This is a genomic window from Thalassospira lucentensis (assembly GCF_050516545.1).
Classification (GTDB): Bacteria; Pseudomonadota; Alphaproteobacteria; order Rhodospirillales; family Thalassospiraceae; genus Thalassospira; species Thalassospira lucentensis_C.
The window spans coordinates 3,604,431-3,626,925 of the sequence record NZ_CP191544.1; the positions used below are offsets into that span (position 1 = coordinate 3,604,431).

General features: G+C 52.3%; 23 protein-coding genes. 11 read left to right on the top strand and 12 right to left on the bottom strand.

The features are described from left to right. The first annotated feature begins 9 nt into the window (after positions 1-9). Entirely contained in the window at positions 10-864 is an 855-nt protein-coding gene (locus tag ACQ0MK_RS16460) for a universal stress protein (protein ID WP_430473522.1), read from the top strand. 86 nt (positions 865-950) lie between these two features. Here the strand turns inward: ACQ0MK_RS16460 and ACQ0MK_RS16465 are convergent, their stop codons facing one another. From ACQ0MK_RS16465 to ACQ0MK_RS16485, 5 genes are all read right to left on the bottom strand, one after another. Then, entirely contained in the window at positions 951-1,547 is a 597-nt protein-coding gene (locus ACQ0MK_RS16465; RefSeq protein ID WP_430473523.1) for a hypothetical protein, read from the bottom strand. Between the two features lie 157 nt (positions 1,548-1,704). Next, positions 1,705-2,688, bottom strand: a complete 984-nt coding sequence (locus ACQ0MK_RS16470) for an Hsp33 family molecular chaperone HslO (RefSeq protein WP_430473524.1) — start codon at positions 2,686-2,688, stop codon at positions 1,705-1,707. A 206-nt stretch (positions 2,689-2,894) separates the two neighbouring features. Beyond that, complete coding sequence (gene argF / locus ACQ0MK_RS16475; RefSeq protein WP_430473525.1) at positions 2,895-3,812, bottom strand: ornithine carbamoyltransferase; 918 nt, start codon at positions 3,810-3,812, stop codon at positions 2,895-2,897. 24 nt (positions 3,813-3,836) lie between these two features. Next, entirely contained in the window at positions 3,837-4,994 is a 1,158-nt protein-coding gene (locus ACQ0MK_RS16480) for an aspartate aminotransferase family protein (RefSeq protein WP_430476039.1), read from the bottom strand. A gap of 245 nt (positions 4,995-5,239) precedes the next feature. Then, positions 5,240-6,034, bottom strand: a complete 795-nt coding sequence (locus tag ACQ0MK_RS16485; protein WP_430473526.1) for an ABC transporter permease — start codon at positions 6,032-6,034, stop codon at positions 5,240-5,242. A 94-nt stretch (positions 6,035-6,128) separates the two neighbouring features. Here ACQ0MK_RS16485 and ACQ0MK_RS16490 point away from each other — a divergent pair, with 94 nt between their 5' ends. The 4 genes from ACQ0MK_RS16490 (at position 6,129) to ACQ0MK_RS16505 (ending at position 8,580) form a co-directional block, all read left to right on the top strand. Next, positions 6,129-6,836, top strand: a complete 708-nt coding sequence (locus ACQ0MK_RS16490; protein WP_430473527.1) for a regulatory protein RecX — start codon at positions 6,129-6,131, stop codon at positions 6,834-6,836. A gap of 59 nt (positions 6,837-6,895) precedes the next feature. Further along, complete coding sequence (gene arsC, locus ACQ0MK_RS16495) at positions 6,896-7,231, top strand: arsenate reductase (glutaredoxin) (protein ID WP_430473528.1); 336 nt, start codon at positions 6,896-6,898, stop codon at positions 7,229-7,231. Between the two features lie 249 nt (positions 7,232-7,480). Further along, positions 7,481-7,858 (top strand): CidA/LrgA family protein, encoded by a 378-nt coding sequence (locus ACQ0MK_RS16500; RefSeq protein WP_350161092.1) that lies wholly within the window; start codon positions 7,481-7,483, stop codon positions 7,856-7,858. Beyond that, entirely contained in the window at positions 7,858-8,580 is a 723-nt protein-coding gene (locus ACQ0MK_RS16505) for an LrgB family protein (protein ID WP_430473529.1), read from the top strand. Before ACQ0MK_RS16500 ends, ACQ0MK_RS16505 begins: the two co-directional genes overlap by 1 nt. 25 nt (positions 8,581-8,605) lie before the next feature. Here ACQ0MK_RS16505 and ACQ0MK_RS16510 read toward each other — a convergent pair whose 3' ends face one another. From ACQ0MK_RS16510 to ACQ0MK_RS16520, 3 genes are all read right to left on the bottom strand, one after another. Then, positions 8,606-10,309: a methyl-accepting chemotaxis protein gene (locus ACQ0MK_RS16510; protein WP_430473530.1), complete on the bottom strand. Its 1,704-nt coding sequence runs from the start codon at positions 10,307-10,309 to the stop codon at positions 8,606-8,608. A 354-nt stretch (positions 10,310-10,663) separates the two neighbouring features. Further along, positions 10,664-11,410 carry a tRNA pseudouridine(38-40) synthase TruA gene (truA, locus tag ACQ0MK_RS16515; protein ID WP_430473531.1) on the bottom strand — a complete coding sequence of 249 codons (747 nt, stop codon included), beginning with the start codon at positions 11,408-11,410 and terminating at the stop codon, positions 10,664-10,666. Between the two features lie 81 nt (positions 11,411-11,491). Beyond that, the gene (locus ACQ0MK_RS16520) at positions 11,492-12,712 is read right to left on the bottom strand and encodes an argininosuccinate synthase (protein WP_430473532.1); all 1,221 of its coding nucleotides are present in this window, start codon (positions 12,710-12,712) and stop codon (positions 11,492-11,494) included. Positions 12,713-12,987: 275 nt separating this feature from the next. Here ACQ0MK_RS16520 and ACQ0MK_RS16525 point away from each other — a divergent pair, with 275 nt between their 5' ends. Together ACQ0MK_RS16525 and ACQ0MK_RS16530 are read left to right on the top strand one after the other, a co-directional pair. Beyond that, positions 12,988-13,704 (top strand): M48 family metallopeptidase, encoded by a 717-nt coding sequence (locus ACQ0MK_RS16525; protein ID WP_430473533.1) that lies wholly within the window; start codon positions 12,988-12,990, stop codon positions 13,702-13,704. Between the two features lie 26 nt (positions 13,705-13,730). Continuing rightward, positions 13,731-14,360: a LysE family translocator gene (locus ACQ0MK_RS16530; protein ID WP_430473534.1), complete on the top strand. Its 630-nt coding sequence runs from the start codon at positions 13,731-13,733 to the stop codon at positions 14,358-14,360. 105 nt (positions 14,361-14,465) lie between these two features. Here ACQ0MK_RS16530 and ACQ0MK_RS16535 read toward each other — a convergent pair whose 3' ends face one another. Then, the gene (locus ACQ0MK_RS16535) at positions 14,466-15,371 is read right to left on the bottom strand and encodes a LysR family transcriptional regulator (protein ID WP_430473535.1); all 906 of its coding nucleotides are present in this window, start codon (positions 15,369-15,371) and stop codon (positions 14,466-14,468) included. A 358-nt stretch (positions 15,372-15,729) separates the two neighbouring features. Between ACQ0MK_RS16535 and ACQ0MK_RS16540 the strand changes: the two genes are divergently transcribed. Genes ACQ0MK_RS16540 through argE form a run of 4 tightly spaced genes read left to right on the top strand, consistent with a single transcriptional unit; the run spans position 15,730 to position 20,043 of the window. After that, entirely contained in the window at positions 15,730-16,719 is a 990-nt protein-coding gene (locus ACQ0MK_RS16540; RefSeq protein ID WP_430473536.1) for a Bug family tripartite tricarboxylate transporter substrate binding protein, read from the top strand. Positions 16,720-16,778: 59 nt separating this feature from the next. Continuing rightward, entirely contained in the window at positions 16,779-17,321 is a 543-nt protein-coding gene (locus ACQ0MK_RS16545) for a tripartite tricarboxylate transporter TctB family protein (RefSeq protein WP_430473537.1), read from the top strand. A 17-nt stretch (positions 17,322-17,338) separates the two neighbouring features. After that, positions 17,339-18,841 (top strand): tripartite tricarboxylate transporter permease, encoded by a 1,503-nt coding sequence (locus ACQ0MK_RS16550; RefSeq protein ID WP_430473538.1) that lies wholly within the window; start codon positions 17,339-17,341, stop codon positions 18,839-18,841. Between the two features lie 23 nt (positions 18,842-18,864). Further along, positions 18,865-20,043 carry an acetylornithine deacetylase gene (argE, locus tag ACQ0MK_RS16555; protein WP_430473539.1) on the top strand — a complete coding sequence of 393 codons (1,179 nt, stop codon included), beginning with the start codon at positions 18,865-18,867 and terminating at the stop codon, positions 20,041-20,043. 287 nt (positions 20,044-20,330) lie between these two features. Here argE and ACQ0MK_RS16560 read toward each other — a convergent pair whose 3' ends face one another. From ACQ0MK_RS16560 to ACQ0MK_RS16570, 3 genes are all read right to left on the bottom strand, one after another. Then, the gene (locus ACQ0MK_RS16560) at positions 20,331-20,972 is read right to left on the bottom strand and encodes a hypothetical protein (RefSeq protein ID WP_430473540.1); all 642 of its coding nucleotides are present in this window, start codon (positions 20,970-20,972) and stop codon (positions 20,331-20,333) included. 59 nt (positions 20,973-21,031) lie between these two features. Next, complete coding sequence (locus ACQ0MK_RS16565; protein ID WP_430473541.1) at positions 21,032-21,742, bottom strand: transposase; 711 nt, start codon at positions 21,740-21,742, stop codon at positions 21,032-21,034. A gap of 137 nt (positions 21,743-21,879) precedes the next feature. Continuing rightward, on the bottom strand, positions 21,880-22,380 hold the full coding sequence (locus ACQ0MK_RS16570; RefSeq protein WP_430473542.1) for a hypothetical protein: 501 nt from the start codon (positions 22,378-22,380) through the stop codon (positions 21,880-21,882). Positions 22,381-22,495 lie beyond the last annotated feature (115 nt).

The window sequence follows — 22,495 nt, forward strand, 5'->3', positions numbered from 1 at the left end:
AAACGATCCATGACACATCTGATCGCACTGATAGACGGATCAAGTTATTCGCAAAGTGTCTGTGACCTGACCCGTTGGGTTGCGGAGCGCACCGATGCCTCGGTTGATTTGATGCATGTGCTGGGCCGTCGCGGCGTTGGCTCCGAGTCCGCCGACCTAAGCGGTAATCTCAAGCTTGGTGCGCGCTCAGCCTTGCTGGCCGAACTGGCTGATCTCGATGAACAGAAAAACAAGCTTGAACTCAAGCGCGGCCGTTTGCTGCTTGAAGACGCCAAGACCGGACTTGAAGAAGCAGGCCTTGCCAAGGTCGGAACCAAGCTTCGTCATGGTGATCTGATTGACAGCGTGACCGAGTTTGAAGGCGACGCCGATCTGATTCTGATTGGCAAACGCGGTGAAGCCGCCGATTTCGCCAAGCTGCATCTCGGCTCCAACCTTGAACGGGTGGTGCGCGCCGCCCACAAACCGGTTCTGGTCGCCTCGCGTGCATTCAAGCCGATCCATAAATTCCTGATTGCCTTTGATGGCGGCGAAAGTGCGATGAAGGCCGTGCGCCACATCGCATCGGGCAAGTTGTTTACCGGCCTCCCTTGCGTGCTTCTGACTGTTGGCAAGCCATCTGATGCCTTGCAGGAAAAGCTTGATCAGGCGGCCGAAATCCTGCGCAAGGCCGGATATGACGTCGATGCCGGGTTTGCATCAGGCGAACCCGAAGACGTGATCAAGGCCAAGATCGAAACCGACAATATCGACCTTCTGGTCATGGGGGCCTATGGCCATTCACGCATCCGCAACCTGATCATTGGCAGCACCACCACCGAAATGGTGCGCTCCTGCCACGTTCCGGTGATGATGTTCCGCTAACAGCGCTTATTTTTACAATCATCAGACAATAAAAAGCCCGGCAGATGACCTGCCGGGCTTTTGTCATACAAATAGACAATGCGTAATTAACGCAGCATGAAGCGCCCGAGATTGGCGTTGATCTGACGTTCAAGTTCGCGGTCCAGATCCATCAAAATGGCAGATGTTTCTTCATAGATCGCTTGTTCGCGTTCAGAAACCGACATCGATTCCGACAAGGTACGCGACCGGGCTGCCATCGCCTGCACTTCGCCCTTCTGAACACCATTGGCATCAAGAAGTTCAAGCTTGGCGGCAACCTTCAGATCAATCTTGTCGGACTGATCATCGGTAAAAACGCCCTTGATGCCCTTGGTGGTTTTAAGGCTGTCTGACGTGATCGATGCTTCGGTCACGGAATAGCGCAGCATATCGCTGGTCCCGGCCGTCTGAATGCGGTCATCGGGCCAGTTCATTGCCATTTTGCCCAGACTAAAGGGCACATCCGATGCAATCGATCCGTCCGGCGACCCGTTCCAGGCCGCGACTTTTTCAATCGGACCGGCAGCAAAAACGATCGGCGGCAAATGGCGCCATGTCACATCCGGATAGGTCGCGACCGGCCCACTTGTGCATGCGGCCAAAAGCGCAATCGCAGCCCCGGCCAGTGCGGTACGCAAACCATTGATGGACAATAGCTTCATGACTTCAAACTCCTCTGCCACGCAGATCTATATTCAAAAAAGTGTATGACTCGCCATACAAATAACGCCACCACGGCCCTTTGGTTCCATGGTGACGTTGCTTGATGATTAAGGCAAGGCTATGACAGCGCAAAAGCGCTTTAAGACCCTGAAACTTTTAGGAACTCTTGCCTTCAGTCTCGGCTCCAGCATCCGCCTCGCTTGCCTTGAACGCCCGAAGGTCTGCTTCGTTAAAGCCATATCGCGTGTTGCAGAACTGGCACGATACGCCGACTTCGCCGGTATCGGCTTCGCGCATCGCCAGCAATTCTTCAAGCGGATAGCTTGCAAGCGCGCCTTCGATTTTATGACGCGAACAGCGGCATTTGAACTGAAGGGCGGCCTGTTCATAGACACGCGGTTCTTCGTCATGGAACAGACGCCAGATCAGATCATGCGCCGACAGCGAAATATCGACAAGCTCGGTCTCGGTCGCACTCGACATCAGAATGGTCGAACGGTTCCAGTCTTCGGCAACCTTTTCGGCCTCTTCCGGGGTCGCGGCATCGCCCGATGCACTGACGGGCATGCGCTGTAAGAACAATCCACCAACCCACCAATCGGTACCGGCTTCACCCCGGTGAACTTCGAGTTTGAAATTGGTTTCAAGCTGTTCGGACTGACGGAAATAGGATTCAGCACATTCCGAAAGCGTTTCGCCCTCAAGCGATACAATCCCCTGATAGCGTTCATGCTCATCACCCTGATCGACGGTAAAGGCGATATGCCCGCTGCCCATCAGTTTATGAACCTGACCGCGAAGCGCATCTTCGCCGCCTTCTTCCGCTGCGATCATGGCATTGAGGCGTTCTTCATCGACCCGAAGACAGGCGCGAATATTGCCGTCACTATCCACATCGACCACCAGCATGCTGATCGGGCCGTCTGAGGATGTCTGAAGGGTGAACAACCCTTCATATTTCAGGGCTGACGACAAAAGAACCGCAAGACCAATGATCTCGGCCAACAGATGGTTGGCAAGTAACGGGTAACTGTGCTGACCGATGATGGTCTGCACGGTCGGGCCAAGGCGCGTGAAGCGGCCACGGATATTGGAATGATCCAGCGTGAAAGGCTGGCAAAAATCGACAGCGATCTGCATGTTCGGCTTCCGGTTGTGAGGGGCACGGCTCATTAATTTGATCGGAATGGTCAATCAGATTAATGGGTCCTGACCCTGAGTGTTTGGGGCCGTATAACAAGACCAACCCCGGATTGTCGAGGCGCTTTCATCAAGTGCCTGACAGCATAACAAAGGGCGGCCAAAGCCGCCCTTCAAATTCGACATGCCTTATTTAGGCACCGCAATCAGGATGGCAAGCCGTTGAAGCAGTATAGCAGAACCCCTTTCTGCGCATGCAGACGGTTTTCCGCTTCGTCAAAGACCACAGACTGCGGACCATCAATCACCTCATCGGTGACTTCTTCATTTCGGTGCGCAGGCAGGCAATGCATGAAGATCGCATCATCCTTGGCCTGTGCCATGGTCTTGGCGTTGATCTGATAGGGTGCAAGCGCTTCCATGCGAGAATCGTAATCTTCATCCCCCATCGAAATCCAGCAATCGGTCACGACCACATCGGCCCCTTCAAGCGCGCTATCAAGATCGGTCAAACGGACTTTACCGCCTTCGGCATTGGCGGTTTCAATCAAGCCCTGATTTGGGCGATAACCCGCAGGACACGCCATATCAAGCGAGAAGCCAAATTTCGACGCCCCGTGAATAAAGGATGTCAGAACGTTATTACCATCGCCGACCCATGCGATTTTAAGGCCTTCAAGCTTACCCTTATGTTCCTTGATCGTCATAAGGTCGGCCATGATCTGGCACGGGTGACTTTGATCGGTCAGGCCATTGATCACCGGCACCGTGGCATATTTCGCCAGTTCCAGAAGTTTGGATTCATCGGTGGTGCGGATCATGATGGCATCAACAAACCGCGACAAAACGCGTGCGGTATCGGCGATGGTTTCACCGCGGCCAAGCTGGGTGCTATCGGAATCAAGAATAACAACATCGCCGCCAAGCTGGCGCATGCCAACTTCAAAGGAAACGCGCGTACGGGTCGATGGTTTTTCAAAAATCAGTGCAAGCGTCTTGCCCGCAAGCGGCTTGTCCCCAAACGGGGCCTTGCCTGCCTTTTCGGAATCGCCAAGGGCGATAATATCTTGCAACGTTCCCGACGATAATTTGTCGAGATCCAGAAAATGGCGAATATCGGTCATAAGTTCGTCTTCCTTCCTGCGCCCTTATTTCGTCAGGGCTGCCGCGCACGCGTCAATAGCTGCCAGCGCCTCGTCGACATGGGATTTCGTGATGTTAAGCGGCGGCAAAAGGCGCACCACATTGTCGCCTGCCGGAACCGTCAAAAGGTTCAACTCACGCAATTTGGCAACAACATCAACATTGGTCGGCACGGTTTTCATACCTAATAAAAGGCCCATGCCGCGTACTTCTTCGATAAAGCCCGGATGTTTCCGGGCAATGGCATCAAGCCCGTCGCGGATCAACTGGCTCATGTCCAGAACATGATCCATGAAACCGGGTTTCAGAATTTCATCCAGCACCGCATTGGCCGCCGCCATCGCAAGCGGATTGCCTCCAAATGTCGTGCCATGCATGCCTGCCGGAAGGGCAACAGCCGCCTTTTCACTGGCCAGAAGCGCCCCGACCGGGAACCCGCCGCCAAGACCCTTGGCCGAGGAAACCACATCAGGCACCATGTCCGACCATTCATAGGCAAACAGTTTACCGGTTCGGCCAATGCCGGTTTGAACTTCGTCAAACATCACCAGCATGCCGAACTCGTCGGCTGCCTTGCGCACCCCTTCAAGATACCCTTCTGGCGGACGGCAAATGCCGCCTTCCCCCTGAATAGGCTCGATCAGGATCCCGCCGGTATTGGGCGTGATCGCATCGCGCAATTCGTTCAGATTGCCAAAAGCCACCCGGTCGAACCCTTCGGGCATCGGACCGAAACCTTCGCGGTATTTATCGCTATAACCTGCGGTCAGCGTGCCAAGGGTACGGCCATGAAACGCATTGGTCGCAACCAAAATGCGGTTCTTTTCCGGGGTGCCCGACACATGCTGATACCGCCGGAGCATCTTGATGCCGGCTTCGTTGGCCTCGGCCCCCGAATTACAGAAAAACACCGTATCGGCAAAACTGTTGGCAACAAGCCGTTCGGCCAGCTTTTCCTGACCGGGAATCCGATACAGGTTCGAGGTATGCCAAAGCTTGCCAACCTGCTCGGTCAGCATTTTAACAAGGTGCGGGTGCGCATGGCCAAGCGTGTTGACCGCAATACCCGACCCGAAATCAAGGAATCGTCGGCCGCCCTGCGCATAGAGATAAGGTCCATCACCTTTCTCAAAGGCCAAATCGGCCCGCGCATAGGTCGGCATGACGGGAGTAATCACTTTTTCATTCCTTATTTCGGGTAAAAACTTGGTTCTTGACCGTTTGGTCAATGCCGGCAGAATACCGGGAAGCCGGGGAGTATCAAGAGATTCGCTATCCCTGTCAACGTCGCAAAAAGCACTTAGATCGTAGTTTCGCACATGACACTGAAAATGAAAAAGGACAGCATCCATCAAAGGCTGCTGTCCTTTTTGTTCGCTGTGGTGCCAAACGGCACAATATGGCGGTGTTATGCCTTAAGCTTATAACCGCTTTTGATCATGCGATAGCACAGCAACCAAAGGGCAGCATTCACCGCTGCCATCACAATGACGCCGGTCATGATCGTGCCATCGGAAATCCCGGTAAAGCCATAACGGAACCCGTCAATCATGTAAAAGAACGGGTTAAAATGCACCAACACCTGACCGGCTTCCGGCAGGCTTTGCGCACTGTAAAACGTACCTGACAGGAACGATAACGGGGTGACGACAAAGTTGGTCACAACTGCGATATGATCGAACTTCTCGGCCCACACACCACCGGCAATCCCGACAAGGGCAAGCATCAAGGATGCCGAAATCCCGAAATACAGGATCGCCCAGATGTTATGGATGCGAAGCTCGACAAAGAAAGCCATGAAAATCGCCGTCACCACGCCGACAACCACACCACGCGTCACCGCGCCAAAGGCGAATCCGGCAACCAGTTCACCCGCCGAAAGCGGCGGCATCAAAACATCGACAATATTGCCCTGCACCTTTGCAATCGTGATCGAGCTTGATGAGTTGGCAAAGGCATTTTGCACCATTGTCATCATGATCAGGCCGGGTGCCAGGAAGGTGGAAAACGCAATACCGTTTACCGTTTCAACCGCACGGCCAAGGGCCAGCAGGAAGACGGCAAGAAACAGCAAGCTGGTGACAACGGGTGCCGCAACAGTTTGCAGATGCACATTCAGAAACCGGCGGACTTCTTTGGCATAAAGTGTCCAAAGGCCAAGCCAGTTCACCGCACCCAGTTGACGTGGGGCTAATTCGTTCATGAAATTTCCTTCGGAAAAATGCAGACATTTGCGCGTAAAATAGGGAGAGTGGGGTACTTGTTGCAAGGGTGCGTATTCATTCATGACGGCTGATATGAACGATAAACAGCGTCAAGGCCCGGAAACAGTGGCGTTAGAGCCTGAAAAAAAGCTTGGCGGCAACGCCCGTTTTGCCAGTTCCGGGGCCAAAAATTCAAAGAACACGCAACGCGATCCCAAACGACCGCGCAAAGTCACTCGCGACTATCTGATGAATTATGCCACCTGGTATCTCGAACGGTTTACCGCCTCGCGTGCCCGGCTTGAAAAACTGATGCGTGGCAAAATCCGTATTTCGGCGGCCGAATATGGAACCGATCCCGACGAAGCCGTTCAATGGATGAATTCGGTTCTATCGGCCTGCGAGAAAGCCGGTTTCATCAATGATGATGCCTATGCCAAGGGCCGTGCGCGATCATTGCTGCGTAAGGGCAAGGCCATCCGGGTGATTGCTGCTGATTTATCCGCACGCGGCATCGCCGCCCATCAAATTGATCAGGCCATCACGGACTTAAAGGCCGAGGCCGAACAGGCCGCATATGAAGATGTACGCGGCACCGATCCCAATATTGCCGCGGCCGCCGCCTATGCCAGACGCCGCCGCCTTGGCCCGTGGCGCCGACCCGATATTCGCGAAGAAAAACGCGACAAGGATATGGCCGCCCTCGCCCGCCAGGGATTTGGCTATGACACCGCCACCCGCATCATCAATAGCGACCTTGACGAACTGAGCGATCTTTTGTCCATGATCGACGGCATTTGATTGATCGGCCAATGCCCGTTATCAACAAACATCTTTTCCCCGATACGGAGACTCAAGACATGATGGTCCGCATCTATCACAATCCACGCTGTTCAAAATCCCGCCAGACCTTGGCACTGATTGAAGAACAGGGCATCACGCCTGATGTGATTGCCTATCTTGATACGCCACCCACCCCGCAGGAGCTTTCGGGCATTCTTGATATGCTCGGCATGAAACCCGAAGACATCCTGCGCAAGAAAGAAGCCAGGGAAGAAGGCATTGCTGATTTGCGCGGTGATGATCTGATCGAAGCCCTTTGTGCCCATCCGCGCGCGATTGAACGCCCGATTGTGGTAAATGGTGACAAAGCAACCCTTGGCCGACCGCCAGAAAGCGTTCTGGAAATTTTGTAACACCAAGGGCGACAGGTTTCCGCCTTCGCGGGAACGACGGCGAACGATTTTGTCGTCATGCCTGCGCAGGCGGGCATCCACCCGCAAACAACCGGCAATCAGCTAAGATCGCGAAACACCGCCAATTTCAAACGCCTGTGCCCGTTCGGCATGGGCGTTTTTCGTAATTAGTTAAAGTAGAACGCTCCCGATGCCATTATGTCTATGCGATAGAAACGCAAAACAAGACCACATATCGGGAGGCCATTGATGATTGCCGCATTCGCCCTGATCCTCGTTTGCCAATTATTTGGCGAAGTCATATCGGAATTGTTCGACATGCCCGTTCCCGGCCCGGTGATCGGGCTGGTGCTGTTGTTCTTTGGCCTGTTGATCAGCCGCAAGCCGCCCAAAGTCCTGACCGACGCGGCAGATAACCTTCTGATCCATTTTTCATTGCTGTTTGTGCCTGCCGGTGTCGGCGTTGTCACCCAGATTGACCGCCTTAAGGGCGACTGGCTGCCGATTGCAGCGGCCCTGATCGTATCGACCTTGCTCGCGATTGTTCTCACGGCGATGTTGATGTCCAAACTGCTGCCCAAACCAACCGATGCGTCCGCTGCGACCAATGCAAAGGATGCCTCGTAATGGAAACCGACATCACACAGCTTTGGGTCTATCTATCAGCCAAACCACTGACCGGGTTAACCATCACCCTTGTTGCCTATGCCATCGGGTTCTGGCTGTATCAGAAAAGCAACCGCAACCCGATCTGCAATCCGGTGGTGATTGCCATCGCCCTGATCGCGTTTCTGCTGAACATCACCGATACGCCCTATGCCACCTATTTCGAAGGCGCGCAGTTCGTGCACTTCCTGCTTGGTCCGGCAACGGTTGCCCTCGCCGTCCCGCTGTTTCGTCAGACCGAAACCCTGAAACGTGCGATGCCCGTCATTGTCTTTGGCGTTTTGTTTGGATCATTGGTCGCCAGTGCAAGCACGGTTCTTTTGGCATGGGCCTTGGGGGCAAGCCCGGAAACGCTGGCATCTTTGGCGCCAAAATCGGTCACCACCCCGGTTGCCATGGGCATTGCCGATGAAATTGGCGGGGTTCCGGCCCTGACCGCTGTTTGCGTGATTGCAACCGGCATTGTCGGTGCGACATTGGGCCCGATGGTGATGAATATGGCGGGTTTAAAAGACTGGCGTGCGCGGGGATTTGCCATGGGGGTCGGATCACACGGGATCGGGACTGCCCGTGCGTTTCAGGTCAATGAAACCGCCGGGGCCTTTTCCGGTTTGGCCATGGGGCTGAATACCATGGCCACCGCAATCACCATTCCGTTTTTATGGCATTGGATATTCGGGTGAGCCGAAGCTCACCCGAAAGAACGCATTAACCTGCACGCAGTTTGGTCAGGAACTCTGAAACAGTTCCTTGCAGGGTATCGATCTGTTTCGCCAGATCACCAACAGTGGTGTCAAGCTCACCCGCAGCAGCACCACTGCTGCTGGCAGCCTGATGGATCTCATCCATGTTGGCGACCACTTCGGTCGATCCGGTTGAGGCACTGGTTGCGCTATTGGCAATTTCGTTCACAGCCGAGTTTTGTTCAGACACGGCAGACGAAATACCGTTGGCAATCTCGCTGATTGACGAAATTGTCTGGGTGACCTTTTCGATGGCTTCAACCGTAACCTTGGTTTCACCCTGAATTGCCCCGATCTGCTGGGCAATTTCCTCGGTCGCTTTGGCCGTCTGGTTGGCAAGATTTTTAACTTCTTGCGCCACAACGGCAAAGCCTTTGCCCGCTTCACCCGCACGGGCCGCTTCAATTGTTGCATTCAGGGCCAAAAGGTTGGTCTGCGATGCAATATCGTTAATCAGGCTAACAACCTGACCAATGCGTTCTGCAGCCTCGGCAAGCCCACCGACCATTTCATTGGCCCTTGATGCTTCTCCTACAGCAGCCTCGGCAATCGAAGTTGATTCACTTACCTGCCCGCCGATTGCGCTAATGGATGCAGATAGTTCTTCGGTCGCCGCAGCAACCGTCTGAACATTGCGTGCCGAATCATTGGCCGCTTCTGACACCTTCTGGCTTTGATGAACCGAATGATTTGCAGAATTGCGCATTTGCTCGGTGGATTTCAACATGCCACCCGTTGCCGCACGGACCGATGAAACAATCTGCCCGATGGTTTGTTCAAGGTCTTCGGCAAGACGGTTACGCTGCGCAATATTTTCTTGTTCAGAACGCTTTTCAGCAGCAACACGTGCTTCTTCGGCTTCGCCGATCTTTGCTGCCGTTTCACGCCACCGCACCAGACCACTTGCGATCAGGCCGATCTCGTCCTTACGTTCGGTAAAGGAAACTTCCTCGCTAAAATCGCGATCCACAAACCGCGAAATCGTATGGCTGAGAACGGCGAGTGGTCCAAGCTGCCAACGGAGCAACAACAAGAGAAGAAGTGCGGATACAACCCCGACGATCACGCCAACAATTGCAATCCGGGCTTCGATCTCGCCTGCAACGGCTGCGACTTCCGCCTTTTTGATCCCGACATAAAGGATACCAAGAACATCACCAGCCGGTGTCATGATCGGGCTGTATTGGGTGACATATTCGGTGCCAAGAATTAAGGCCTCGCCACGGAATGTATTGCCCGACATGATTGGCGCATATGCAGCACTGCCTTTGCCAAGCATCGTGCCAACCGCGCGGTTGCCATCGGGTTTGATGATGTTGGTCGAAACGCGGATAAAGTCTTTCTCGGCGGGAACATAGGCGAATACCGTGGCCGTCTGGCCCGTTGCCGTTCCGATCCGGTCAATTAAGGCGTGTGATGACAAATCCGGGATTTCCGGCATCACCAGCTTTGATGTTTCACCGTCTTTTGTAATCGTCATGGTGAAGTCAGGATTGGCATCCTGCAGCAACAATGCTGCAACACGCAGATTAAGTTTTTGCGACGCAAGACTATCGCTGGCAACTTGTTGATCAACACGCTGCATGATCAACACACCAAGCAATATAACACCCCCGATAAGGATGGCGACGGCAGCCAAGGCAACTTTCAAAATCAGACTCTTAGACATGATCACTCTCTATTCGCCATTGCAACCTAAATCAAAATTTCGGATAACAATCATGGATTTTAAGGCACATTTCCTTTTGGTCTTAGCGCCGGAATTTGGCTTCCTTATAAAGTATAAAATAACAGGATTAATCCTGTTGTATAGGACTTAACACCATACTATTGAATAGGTTCTGATCTAGTCTTTAACGGTTCAATAAACATCAACCGAACATGACCACGCGCCAAACACACAAAAACCATGCCCTGTCAAAGCACACAGCTTGTCAATTTGGATATGAAGATTGTCTATTGAAGAAAAAACATCAGACCGGTAAAGGCACGCAATCCCGTTCAAAAGGTTAGGGTTCAGACCCTAGTAATCGACCTTAACGAAGTATAATCCATCTGCCGGTGCTGTCGGGCCACCTGCGGCACGGTTGCAGGCCTCAAGCGCGTGTTTCACATCAATCGGCTTCCAGCTGCCCTTGCCAACCAGAACCAGTGTTCCGACCATATTGCGGACCTGATGATGGAGGAATGACCGGCTTTCGGTGTGGACACGGATTTCAAGCGGGTTTTCGTGGCTGCGCGTGACTTCAAGCTTTTCCAGCGTCTTGACCGGGCTGTTGGCCTGACATTCGCTGGCCCGGAAACTGGTGAAATCAAACGTGCCGATCAAATGCTGGGCGGCTTCGTTCATTGCATCAATATCAAGCGGCTTATAAATGCCCCATGCAAGGCCTGCTTCAAACGTTAGCGGGGCGCGGCGATTGATAATGCGATACATGTAATAGCGTTTTTTCGATGAAAAACGGGCATGGAAATCTTCGGTTACTTCATCGCAAACTTTGACCGCAACCGGGGCCGGTTTGAGGTAATGATTGATCGCATTCATCACGGCCTCGGCCGGGTAGTATTTTGGCAGGTCAAAATGCACCACCTGACCAAGCGCATGCACCCCGGCATCGGTCCGCCCCGAAACATAAACGCGCACAAATTCCCCAACGAAGTCTTCGATTGCGGTTTCAAAAACCTTCTGAACCGAAATCACTTCGTCCTGATATTGCCAGCCGTGGTAGGGGCGGCCATCATATTCGACGGTGCATTTATAGCGTTGCATAGGATGCCTTATATCCGGGCTTGGAAACGAAAACGAGGGGCATTAATGCCCCTCGTTTCGCATCACACACAGAATGCGCGATTATTTCAGATCGTCATTGCCATAGCCAAGACGCAGACGCAGGGCATTGAGCTTAATAAAGCCTTCTGCATCATGCTGGTCATAAACCGTGTCTGCTTCGAACGTGACATGTTCTTCGGAATAGATCGAATTTGGTGACTTACGACCGGTAACCGTTACGTTGCCTTTATACAGATCAAGGCGGACCGTACCATTTACCGAACGCTGGGTATCATCGATCAGGCGCTGCAATGCCTGACGTTCTGGCGACCACCAATACCCGTTATAGATCATCTCGGCATAACGCGGCATCAGCTCGTCTTTAAGGTGACCAGCGTTGCGGTCCAGCGTGATGCTTTCCATTGCGCGGTGCGCGGTCAGCAAGATCGTGCCGCCCGGTGTTTCATAAACGCCGCGCGACTTCATGCCGACATAACGGTTTTCAACCAGATCAAGACGACCGATACCGTTTTTGCCAGCAACCTCGTTAAGGGCGGTCAACAAAGTGGCCGGGCTCATCCGTTCGCCGTTGATTGCAACCGGATCACCTTTTTCGAATTCAATTTCGATGGTGGTGATCGCATCAGGTGCGTTTTGCGGCGAAACCGTGCGCATGAACATATTTTCGTTCGGCTTCGTCCACGGATCTTCCAGCGCCTTACCTTCATAAGAAATATGCAGAAGGTTGGCATCGGTCGAATAGGGCGGCTCATCGCCACCGGCTTTATCGGCCGAAATCGGGATCTGGTGTTTCCGGGCGAAGTCCAGCAAAGCGGTACGGGAATTCAGTTCCCACTCACGCCAAGGCGCAATCACTTTGACGTCCGGCTTCAGGCCATAATAGCCAAGCTCGAAACGGACCTGATCGTTGCCTTTGCCGGTTGCACCGTGCGAAACCGCATCGGCACCAACTTCCTTGGCGATCTCGATCTGGCGTTTAGCAATCAGCGGACGCGCGATCGAGGTTCCGAGCAGATAAACACCTTCATACAGAGCATTGGCACGGAACATCGGGAAGACGTAATCACGCACGAACTCTTCGCGCAGATCTTCGATAAAGATCTGTTTTACGCCAAACATCTCTGCCTTTTTACGGGCTGGCTCAAGCTCTTCGCCCTGGCCGAGATCGGCGGTAAAAGTCACGACTTCGCAGTTATACTGTTCGCGCAGCCATTTCAGGATGATGGAAGTATCAAGCCCACCTGAATAGGCAAGGACTACCTTTTTGACCTGATCGCTCATTGGAGTGACGCCTTTCTTCTTCCGATGTAATTCAGGGCGCGGCACGGATCGGCCTGCGTCCTGTGGGGTTTGCAACGCAACTGTCGCGTTCGGTCCCGGGCGCACCCGGCGGCTCTTTATGCAAAATGCACGGCAGCTTGCATAAAGAGCCCTAGACCTTGAGCGCGGAGTATAGGAAAACACTATCAGGGGGCAAGGCCCAAGATTGGGCTGGATGCCAAAAAGGCACAAAAACCTGTAAAATTTTGCATCGCTTTTGGAAAAAACCACTCCGAATGCTCATAAATACCGAAGAAACCGAAATCGATATGCCCAAAATCGGACCGCTGCCGGTGCGATTGCGGCCCAGTGCGCGCGCGTCGCGACTCAAATTGCGCATCGATCCGGCTTTTGACGGGGTGGAAATTGTTGTCCCCAACGGGGTATCGCGCAAAACCGCGATTTCGATGCTTTTTCAGCATGGCGATTGGGTCACAGCCCATATTCAACGTCTGCCAGACCGGGTGCAATTTGTCCCCGGTGCGTGGATTCCCTTTATGGGCCAAGACCACGCCATTCGCGCCGTGCCCGAGGCAAAGCGCGGTGTCTGGGCCGAGGCTGGTATTATCTGGGTTTCGGGTTTGCCCGAATATACCAATCGCCGCGTGACCGACTTTCTCAAGAAACAGGCCAAACTTGAAATCGCCCCGCGCGCCCATGAATATGCCGAAAAACTTGGCAAAAAAGTCAATCGCATCTCGCTGAAAGACACCCGCACGCGCTGGGGCAGTTGTTCATCAAATGGCAATCTGTCCTTTAGCTGGCGACTCGTTTTAGCCCCTGAAGATGTGCTTGATTATGTGGTTGCCCACGAAGTCGCCCATCTGCAGGAGCTTAACCACTCTGCCCGCTTCTGGGCCGTGGTCGAAGAGCTGTATGGGCCATCGAAAAAACAGCAACATTGGCTTAAAAGAAACGGCTCTGCCCTGCACCGTTATGGTGAAGGAAGCTAGCAAACCCAAGTGTTAGAGGCCCATTGATGTTGATCCCGATTGAAACGCTGGCGATTTTTATCCCGACCGCTCTGGCGCTTAATATGACGCCGGGCAATGACATGCTGTTTTGTCTGGGACAGGGGATTAAATCCGGCCCAAAAGCAGGCAATGCTGCCAGTTTCGGGATTGCCACCGGGGCAATGATCCATACCCTTTTGGCCGGTCTTGGTCTGGCCGCCTTGATGGCCGCCCATCCGGTTGCGTTGGAAGTCCTGCGCTGGGCCGGGATTGCCTATCTGGTGTGGTTGGCGATTGGCGCGTTTCGCGCCGGAACCCAGACGCTAGAACCGGCGAAAACCAAGCGTTCCAGCGCCTTTAGCGCATGGCGTGACGGGATTGTGGTGAACCTTTTGAACCCGAAAATCATTGTCTTTGTGCTCGCCTTCATCCCGCAATTTGTTGATGCATCACGGGGATCGGTTTTGGGGCAGTTTTTGATTTTCGGGCTGATTTTAAATATCGGCGGGACGATTATTAATTGTCTGGTCGGCGGATTTGCCGGGAAACTGGGGGCTGTTTTATCAAGGTCGGCCAAGATCGCGCGCGGCTTTCAGATCTTTACCGGTTGCGTGTTTTTGGGCCTTGCCGCCAAGCTGGCCTTTGACAATCGTTAATGAATAATCACGCCCATTATTCAAAATTAGTGAATAATGGACTGCTCCATTTTTGAAGAATGATCCGGTCCCGCAGAAACGCCGTCGAAACCGTCAAATAAATCCTCATACAATACAGCCACTCGCACGCAAATTGGGAAGTTCGGCGCGCAAGAATGCCAGAAAGCTTTTTTCGACCGCACTGAGTTCGCGCGATGCGGTGAAAAGCGCAACATCCCATTCAATGGCCGGGGTCAGGGTGCGGGCGACGACTTTGTCCTTGTCCACCAGCAGGGCAGCAAACGGATCACTAACTGCGATGCCGACATTGCGCTCGACCAGCCGCGAGATGGTTCTGATGGTGCGGCCTTCGACCGCGATTTTGCGCGGCCAACCGGCAATCTGGAAAATATAGTCGATCTTGGTGCGCAAGGGCGATCCGATGGACAGTTCGACAAAGTCTTCGCCGCGCAAAAGATCAATATCAATCGTTTCAAACCCGGCCAGCCGATGATCAACCGGCATCAGACAAACCGCACGGGATTGCGCAAGCGGCGTGATCACGACATTGGGGTCTTGCAGATCAAGGGTGATGCCAATGCCAAGGTCACATTCGCGGGTTGCCAGCATATCAAGCATGCCTTCAAGACCGGTGTCGGTGACACTGACCGACACATTGGGGTGAGCCGTTTTGAACTTTGCCACCACATCAAGAAGGTACGTGTCGACATAGATCGGCTGAGCGGCAATGCGGATCGAACCCAACTGATCATTGGCAATCGCGCGGGCCTGGGTTTCGACTTCGCGAAACGCGTTCAAGGATCGTAACACCGTTGCGTGAAACTGTTGGGCTTCGGTGGTGGCGGCCAACTGGTTTCGTTTGCGGATAAACAGAGAAAACCCAACGGATTTTTCAAAGTTGTTCAGCAAGCGACTGACCATCGGCTGACTGACATTCATTGCCTGTGCCGCCTTGGTGACCGAGCCGTAGGTCATAAAGGCGTTGAAGCTTTCAAGCTCGCGCAGTTTCATTCGAGGACTCCGATGGTGGTCTGTTCGCACATGGCGCGTGGCTTGGCGGCTTAGGATTTTTCGGTTCGCGGCTCAAGGTTTTCTATCGCGCCGTTCAGGGCTTGTCGCTCGCGGTTAATTTCTCCATCCGCTCAAGGCTTGCTCCTAATCGGCTCAGGGATAATTCCCCAGTCAGCTCAGGGCTTTTTCTTATCAGCTCAAGCCTTTTTATATCAGCTCATGGCTGTTCAGTATGTAAATTAGTTATACTGGAATTAATTTTTTGCGTCATGGGTTATAGTTTGTCTATGGATGAAGGCACAAAAAGAAAAGTCAGAGCTCCGGCAATCGTGCCACCACCAAACAGGGAGACATGAAAATGTTTCGTCAGCTCAAAAAAGCAGCCGGCCTAGCTGCCGCCATCCTAGCGACAACCACCATGATTTCGACCGCCCAAGCAGATGCCTATCCTGAAAAAGCAATCACCCTTGTTGTGCCGTATGGTGCCGGTGGCGCATCGGATCTGGCAGGTCGCGCACTTGCTGAAACCGCGCGTAACTATACCGACGGTCAGCCAATCGTGGTTGTTAACAAGACCGGCAATGGCGGCATGAACGGTGCGCGTTTCGTGACCGAACAGAAGCCGGATGGCTATACCCTTTTGCTGTCGCGCGTTGGCATGGCGCTGTATCCGGCTGTTTATGCCGATAGCCCGGTTGGCTGGGACGATTACACCTTCCTTGGCATTCTTGAATCCACCCCGATGATTTTGGCCGTGAATGCAAATTCAGACGTTAAAACCATTGATGACCTGATCGCAAAAATCAAAGACAGCGACGGTGCAACCACCTATGCCGCATCCGGCCCCACCGCGATTGACGGCTTTACGGTTCAGGCGCTTTTGTCTGACCTTGATCTTGATCCACTGACCGCATCCACCCTCGTGCCATATAAAGGCGGCTCTGCCCTTGCCGCTGCTCTTCTTGGCGGTCACGTTGACTTCCTGGCCATTGCCGCTGGTTCTTTGATGCCCCACATCGAAGCCGGTAAAATGCGCGCATTGATGGTCTATTCGCCAAAACGTATGGAAGCCCTTCCAGACGTCCCGACGGCCAAAGAACTTGGTTACACCCAGGCTGGTCAGGTTGGCGGCTGGAGCGGTCTGTATGCACCAAAAGGTCTGCCTGAAGACGTCGTTGCAAAATGGACCGATGTTCTTGGTAATGTTTCGACCAACGAACAGTGGCTTGATCTGGCGAAAAAACGCGGTTCGATCTCGGTCATCGGTGATGAAGATGCGTCCGCTTACGTCAAAAGCCAGTTCGAACTTTACAACGGCATGGCCCAGAAGTTCGGCTACATCCAGTAAGACGCGCACTTAAGATAAGTTGCGTTTGTTGATCCAAGACTTTGATGCGAGACGGAACCATGAACCAAAATCGCGATTTCTATGCTGGACTGGTCGCAACGGCGTTCTTTGCCCTTGTCCTGTTCGTTCTGATCCCGATCTATGTGAAGGTTCCGTCTTTTATCCCCGGATTTGCGCCACCGCCAAATATGTGGCCGCGTGTCGTTGCCATCATTGGCCTTGTCATGGGTATTTCAGCCCTTGTCCTGTCCTTTCCCAAAATGCGCGAAGCCAGCCGCAAGCAAGTCACCGGATTTGGCGGCAGTTTGAACCATCATAAGGTTCAAATAGCGCGCTTTGTCGGCCTTTTGGTTTTGTTTGGCGCCTTTGTCTATGGCGCGCCGGTGATTGGTTTTGTCCCGGCAACCGTTCTTTTGCTGGGCGTTTTGTTCATCATGACCGGCAATTTTGAACGCAAGTTCTGGATGTTTGGCCTGACGATCATTTTCCCGGTTCTGCTGTATCTGCTTTTTACCGAAGTCACCCATACGCCCTTCCCCGAAGGCATGCTGTTTTCTGACAGCACTTCTGGCAACGTTTCTGACCTCGTAACCCTGATCTGATCGAAAGCCCCATCGTTATGTGGAATGAATTGCTTTTTGCCTTCCAGTCTGTGGCAACGCTCCCGAACTTTCTGGCGATGTTTGCCGGGATTTGGGGCGGTGTGATTATTGGCGCCATCCCGGGCATGACCGGAACAATGGCCGTAACATTGGCATTGCCGTTTACGTTTTATCTGCCCCCGGTTACCAGCATCCTTCTTTTGGTTGCCCTGTATAAAGGGTCGACCTATGGCGGGTCGATTTCGGCCATTCTGATCAAAACACCGGGGACTGCATCAGCAGCCTGTACGGTTCTTGATGGCTATCCGCTGGCCCGTGCTGGCAAAGGTGGCAAGGCGCTGAATATGGCGCTGGTATCAAGCTGTATTGGCGACTTTATTTCGAACATTTCGCTGTTCTTCCTTGCCATGCCGTTGGCGATGTTTGCGCTTCGGATCGGTCCGCCGGAATTCTTTATGCTGATGGCGTTTTCATTGACCATTGTGGCAAGTATTTCAGGCCGATCGTTGGTCTTAGGCATCATTTCGGCCTGTCTTGGTCTTTTGCTGGCAACGGTTGGCGAAGATATTTATGGGTCTTACCGTTTCGCCCTTTCTGAGGACATGAAATCGGGTCTTGGTATGGTGCCGGTTCTGATTGGCCTGTTTGCCCTGCCTGAACTGATCAAAATGATTGTGTTCCGGTCAGAAGAAAACACCGAAGCGATGAAACTTGGCGATAACCGCCTGACACTTTCGGAATTCCGCGGGTCGCTTAAATCGATCTGTCGCGGGTCACTGATCGGGGTGGTTCTTGGCGCCATTCCGGGTATTGGCCCATCGACCGCTGCGTTCTTTTCCTATAGCGAAGCCCGCCGGACATCGAAAAACGGCGATAAGTTTGGCGAAGGCGAACTTGAAGGTGTCGCGGCATCGGAATCAGCCAATAACGGTGCCTGCGGTGCGACCATGATCCCGCTTTTAGCCCTTGGCGTTCCCGGTGATGTGATTACCGGTGTGATGCTGGGTGCGTTCATGATCCATGGCCTGACCCCCGGCCCGCTTTTATTCCAGAATAACCTTGGCGAGGTTTATGCGCTGTTTGTTGGCATCCTGTTTAGTTCCGTCTTCCTGTTTATTGCAGGCAAAGCAACGGCAGGTGCCTTTACCAAAATATCGCGCATTCCCCAGACTTTGTTGCTGCCGTGTATTTTGATCCTGTGCGTTTATGGCATCTATTCGATCGGGGCCAGCCCGTTTGACGTTACCGTCCTTCTGGTGATGGGTGTGGTTGGTTTTGCCATGATGTTGCTTAACATCCCGGCTGCACCTTTCCTGATTGCCTTCATCCTTGGTCCGATGTTCGAAGACAATATGCGTCGGTCATTGGCAATTTCGCGCGGTGATCTTGGTGTCTTCTTCCAATCATGGATTTCATGGGGCTTCTTTGCCCTGACTGTTCTGTTCGTCATTCTGACCATTCGCCGCGAATGGAAGAAATGGCGTGAAAAGCGTGATGCATCTGCATCGACCGCTTCCTGATCCGAGAAACGAGAAAAATAGAAATGTCCAAACCCAACATGTCGCGTCTTCACACTGCCATTGATCTTCTTGGCAAGCTGGTTGCGTTTGACACCACAAGCAAAAACTCGAATCTCGGTCTGATCCATTTTGTCCGCGACTATCTGGCGCAATATGGCATTGAATCCACGCTGTTTCATGACGAAACCGGTCAAAAGGCCAACCTTTTGGCGACCATCGGCCCCAAAGGGGTTCCGGGCATCGCGCTTTCGGGTCATACCGATGTTGTCCCGGCGCTTGAAACCACCTGGATCAGCCCGGCGTTCGAGTTGACCGAACGCGACGGCAAGCTGTTTGGTCGTGGGTCGGCGGATATGAAGGGCTTTTCAGCCTGCGCGCTTGCGATGATCCCTGATCTGGTCAAACGTGATCTTGCGATCCCGTTCCATCTTTGCCTGTCTTATGACGAAGAAGTCGGCTGCATCGGGGTTGGCTCGATGGTTGATCATCTGGCCGCGATGGAGACCCCGCCACGTTTGGCAGTGATCGGGGAGCCGACCGACATGAAGGTTATTAATGGCCAGAAGGGCAAATATTCCATGCGGGTTGGCGTGACCGGAACCGCCGGGCACAGCTCGTTTGCGCCCAATCACGTCAATGCCATTGAATATGCCAGCCGTGCGATCAATCTGATTGCGCAACAGGCACGTGATTTTGAAGAAAACGGCCCGTTTGATGAAGACTTCACCGTGCCGCACAGCACGATGTTGACCACCACCATCAGCGGCGGGACGGCCACCAACGTCACCCCGGAATATTGCGAATTCACCTTTGAAATCCGCCATCTGCCCGATCATGACGCCGAAGCGGTGATTGCCGATCTGCAGGCCACGATCATGGAAACGCTTGATGCCGAGATGAAGGCAAAGGCCGACGATACCGGGTTTAGCTTTGAGAAGATCTTTTCCTATCCGGGGATGGGTGATTGCACCGAAGCCGCAGGCTTTGAGTATGTGCGCAATGTTATCCCGGAGATTTCAGGCAAGGTATCCTACGGATCGGAAGGCGGCGTGTTTGAAAAACAGGGCAATATCCCGTCGATCATTTGTGGTCCGGGCAGCATCAAACAGGCCCACAAGCCCAATGAATTTATTGAAATTTCGCAAATCGAGGAATGTCTGGACTTCCTTGAGGCGCTCACAGATCAGGCAATAGCTGCCTGATATCTCACCGCGGCGCTGCGTCACCCTCAGCGCCATCTGGCCGCGAAACATAAGGGAGCTTTTCACACCGAAAGCCCCCTGAACCTCAAGCGCCCGACAGGTGAGAACTCCCTGGCTGCATCACATCCCCCCCACGGGGTGCAGCCGCAAGCAAACCAAACTTGGACCGGCGCGTGAAAACGATGCCGGTCTTTTTTTGGGCTCGCGCAGAAAGAAGAAAAATAAATCTGTCCCCTTTTTCAGTCCCCTTTTTCAGTCCCCTTTTTTGCAAACCGGCCAGTCTAGTATTATTTGGTGTCGAGAGATTTCACAAATGAGTATGCCGCACTAATACTATCAAAAATAACTTCGTTTCCTAATTTATACTTTGAAAGCATCATCATGTTATTTTCATAGAACTTAAAGTCGATTGATTTTTTATCCACCACATCTTCAATATAGCGACATAAATCAAGCTCTTTGCAAGAAGCTATCCCAATATACCCAACACCAAAGTCTTTATTCATTTTTGCATTGATATACATGCGGTACAAAAGAAACTGACTTTGATTGTTTCCGTCATATGCTCCCGATTTCTTCGTGAAATCGAAGAAATCAATATGAAAATCCCAAGATGTAGAACGTGCTCTTTTGTCTATCTTTAACACTTCTGAATAAGTTTCATTATAATGAAACTTAGCTTCACATACGTTTAACTGACAGTTTGAGTACACCAGTTCTGCTACTTGCCTGTTCTTCTCACTCTTGAAATCGAAGACGAAATACACAGCGGGGAAATCCCGCCCGATTGGTGACTTATCGAGAGAAAAGACGGGGATTTTCCCGTCCATTCCGTTTGCCAAGCTTGTTCGGAATCCTCCGCCAATCATCAATACAGACAGGAGAATTGCGGTAAGGGATGCCTTGGCTGTAAATGCCGTTGCATTCATTCGATCACCTCAGTTCCTAATCTAATACTCAAAAAAGGGGACCAAAAAAGGGGACAGACTTATTTTTGAACATCAAAAGCTTCACTGCTTTTGCGCGGTCGTCCCGGTCCTCTTTGCTCCAGGCGTCTGCCGATAATCCCGGCAACTTCATCAACAAATTTCGGGTTTCCGGTTAACTGGTTACGTTGGATCGCAGCATGGATCTGGTCGTAACGTTCCTCGGAAATACCTTCATTGACGAAGCTGGCATAACGCTTCTGAAAAGCCGATCCCTCGCCCCATTGATCTGTCCCTGCCAAAGGTGCGAGCCATTGGTCTACGTTATCGGCGGAGCGATAGCGATAGCTTGACCAGGCATAATCCGCAGCATGGGATACCATGCCAGCCCGCACGGGATTAAGGTCGATATAACGGCAACATTCAAGAAAGTAGCCATCAAGCTGCACCGGGCTTGACTTGAAGCGCCCCTCCCAAAGGGTGCCTGATCGACCTTCGAGCTTATTGCGATAGCGGGTCATCCGCCCGGCAAGGGTCTTCATAAGCTTTGCCAGATTGGCCGCCTCGTCACCGGGGTCGAGCAGCAAATGAACGTGATTGGTCATCAGACAGAATGCGTAAACCTTGACATCAAGCGCCTTGCTGACCGTGCGTAAATCATCACGATATTGTTGAAAATCACCATCCGATGCGAACACCGCCTGCCGGTTATGGCCACGCTGGACAACGTGATGGGGAAAGTTGGGGAGGATGATCCGACCGGTGCGGGGCATTTGGATGAACCTTAAAAAGGGGAGTATATCGCTCAAAAATAAATCTGTCCCCTTTTTACAAAAATAAATCTGTCCCCTTTTTAGTCCAATCTGTCCCCTTTTTAGGAATGGTGAAACAAAAACCATCCCCACCAGATTTATCTAAATAAATCAGAATATTTTTTAAAGTAAATAACCAAGCATTTGTAATAATTATAATAACTACCGTCTGTAACAACCATCGAAAAATTTATAACCATCCCATCCAAATCAGAAAGACCAACAATTGCGCAAGATCTATTTGAACTCACAAAAGCATCAATATTTCCACGATTAAAATCTTCATTTCCGCCTAGAGATGATATTAGATTTTTATAATCTAATTCACTTTTGGAAAACCATATAACATATTTCCCACCATTATCATCTAGAGAAACCTCTCCTTCGCCCAAAACCAATCCATTTATTAAACCAAGAATAAAATAGGAAACACCTCCTCCATAAACCCCGTAAAATCCGCCAAACTCGTCAGGATGATCATATAAGTCACCCAACTTCATTTCTTCTCCTTCAATATTCACATAGCGCTCCTCAGATTGAGCCTCCCCCGGCAAAGTAATGAAGATCAATAACAGCGCAGCAAACAAACGTCCGAACAAACCAATCACCTTTCCCTTAAACTCTCATCCCGATACCGCAACTATCGGCCCGAGAACATATTCCAGTAAACGACGCTCACCCGTACGAATATCTGCCGTGACCACAATCCTAACT

Coding starts and splice junctions, on each gene's coding strand:
- ACQ0MK_RS16560 (WP_430473540.1), bottom strand. CDS start 20,972: ATGAATGCAACGGCATTTACAGCCAAGGCATCCCTTACCGCAATTCTC.
- ACQ0MK_RS16485 (WP_430473526.1), bottom strand. CDS start 6,034: ATGAACGAATTAGCCCCACGTCAACTGGGTGCGGTGAACTGGCTTGGC.
- ACQ0MK_RS16525 (WP_430473533.1), top strand. CDS start 12,988: ATGCTCATAAATACCGAAGAAACCGAAATCGATATGCCCAAAATCGGA.
- ACQ0MK_RS16530 (WP_430473534.1), top strand. CDS start 13,731: ATGTTGATCCCGATTGAAACGCTGGCGATTTTTATCCCGACCGCTCTG.
- ACQ0MK_RS16500 (WP_350161092.1), top strand. CDS start 7,481: ATGATTGCCGCATTCGCCCTGATCCTCGTTTGCCAATTATTTGGCGAA.
- ACQ0MK_RS16460 (WP_430473522.1), top strand. CDS start 10: ATGACACATCTGATCGCACTGATAGACGGATCAAGTTATTCGCAAAGT.
- ACQ0MK_RS16510 (WP_430473530.1), bottom strand. CDS start 10,309: ATGTCTAAGAGTCTGATTTTGAAAGTTGCCTTGGCTGCCGTCGCCATC.
- ACQ0MK_RS16550 (WP_430473538.1), top strand. CDS start 17,339: ATGTGGAATGAATTGCTTTTTGCCTTCCAGTCTGTGGCAACGCTCCCG.
- truA (WP_430473531.1), bottom strand. CDS start 11,410: ATGCAACGCTATAAATGCACCGTCGAATATGATGGCCGCCCCTACCAC.
- ACQ0MK_RS16465 (WP_430473523.1), bottom strand. CDS start 1,547: ATGAAGCTATTGTCCATCAATGGTTTGCGTACCGCACTGGCCGGGGCT.
- ACQ0MK_RS16505 (WP_430473529.1), top strand. CDS start 7,858: ATGGAAACCGACATCACACAGCTTTGGGTCTATCTATCAGCCAAACCA.
- ACQ0MK_RS16540 (WP_430473536.1), top strand. CDS start 15,730: ATGTTTCGTCAGCTCAAAAAAGCAGCCGGCCTAGCTGCCGCCATCCTA.
- ACQ0MK_RS16520 (WP_430473532.1), bottom strand. CDS start 12,712: ATGAGCGATCAGGTCAAAAAGGTAGTCCTTGCCTATTCAGGTGGGCTT.
- ACQ0MK_RS16480 (WP_430476039.1), bottom strand. CDS start 4,994: ATGCCGACCTATGCGCGGGCCGATTTGGCCTTTGAGAAAGGTGATGGA.
- ACQ0MK_RS16535 (WP_430473535.1), bottom strand. CDS start 15,371: ATGAAACTGCGCGAGCTTGAAAGCTTCAACGCCTTTATGACCTACGGC.
- argF (WP_430473525.1), bottom strand. CDS start 3,812: ATGACCGATATTCGCCATTTTCTGGATCTCGACAAATTATCGTCGGGA.
- ACQ0MK_RS16565 (WP_430473541.1), bottom strand. CDS start 21,742: ATGCCCCGCACCGGTCGGATCATCCTCCCCAACTTTCCCCATCACGTT.
- ACQ0MK_RS16545 (WP_430473537.1), top strand. CDS start 16,779: ATGAACCAAAATCGCGATTTCTATGCTGGACTGGTCGCAACGGCGTTC.
- ACQ0MK_RS16490 (WP_430473527.1), top strand. CDS start 6,129: ATGAACGATAAACAGCGTCAAGGCCCGGAAACAGTGGCGTTAGAGCCT.
- argE (WP_430473539.1), top strand. CDS start 18,865: ATGTCCAAACCCAACATGTCGCGTCTTCACACTGCCATTGATCTTCTT.
- arsC (WP_430473528.1), top strand. CDS start 6,896: ATGATGGTCCGCATCTATCACAATCCACGCTGTTCAAAATCCCGCCAG.
- ACQ0MK_RS16470 (WP_430473524.1), bottom strand. CDS start 2,688: ATGCAGATCGCTGTCGATTTTTGCCAGCCTTTCACGCTGGATCATTCC.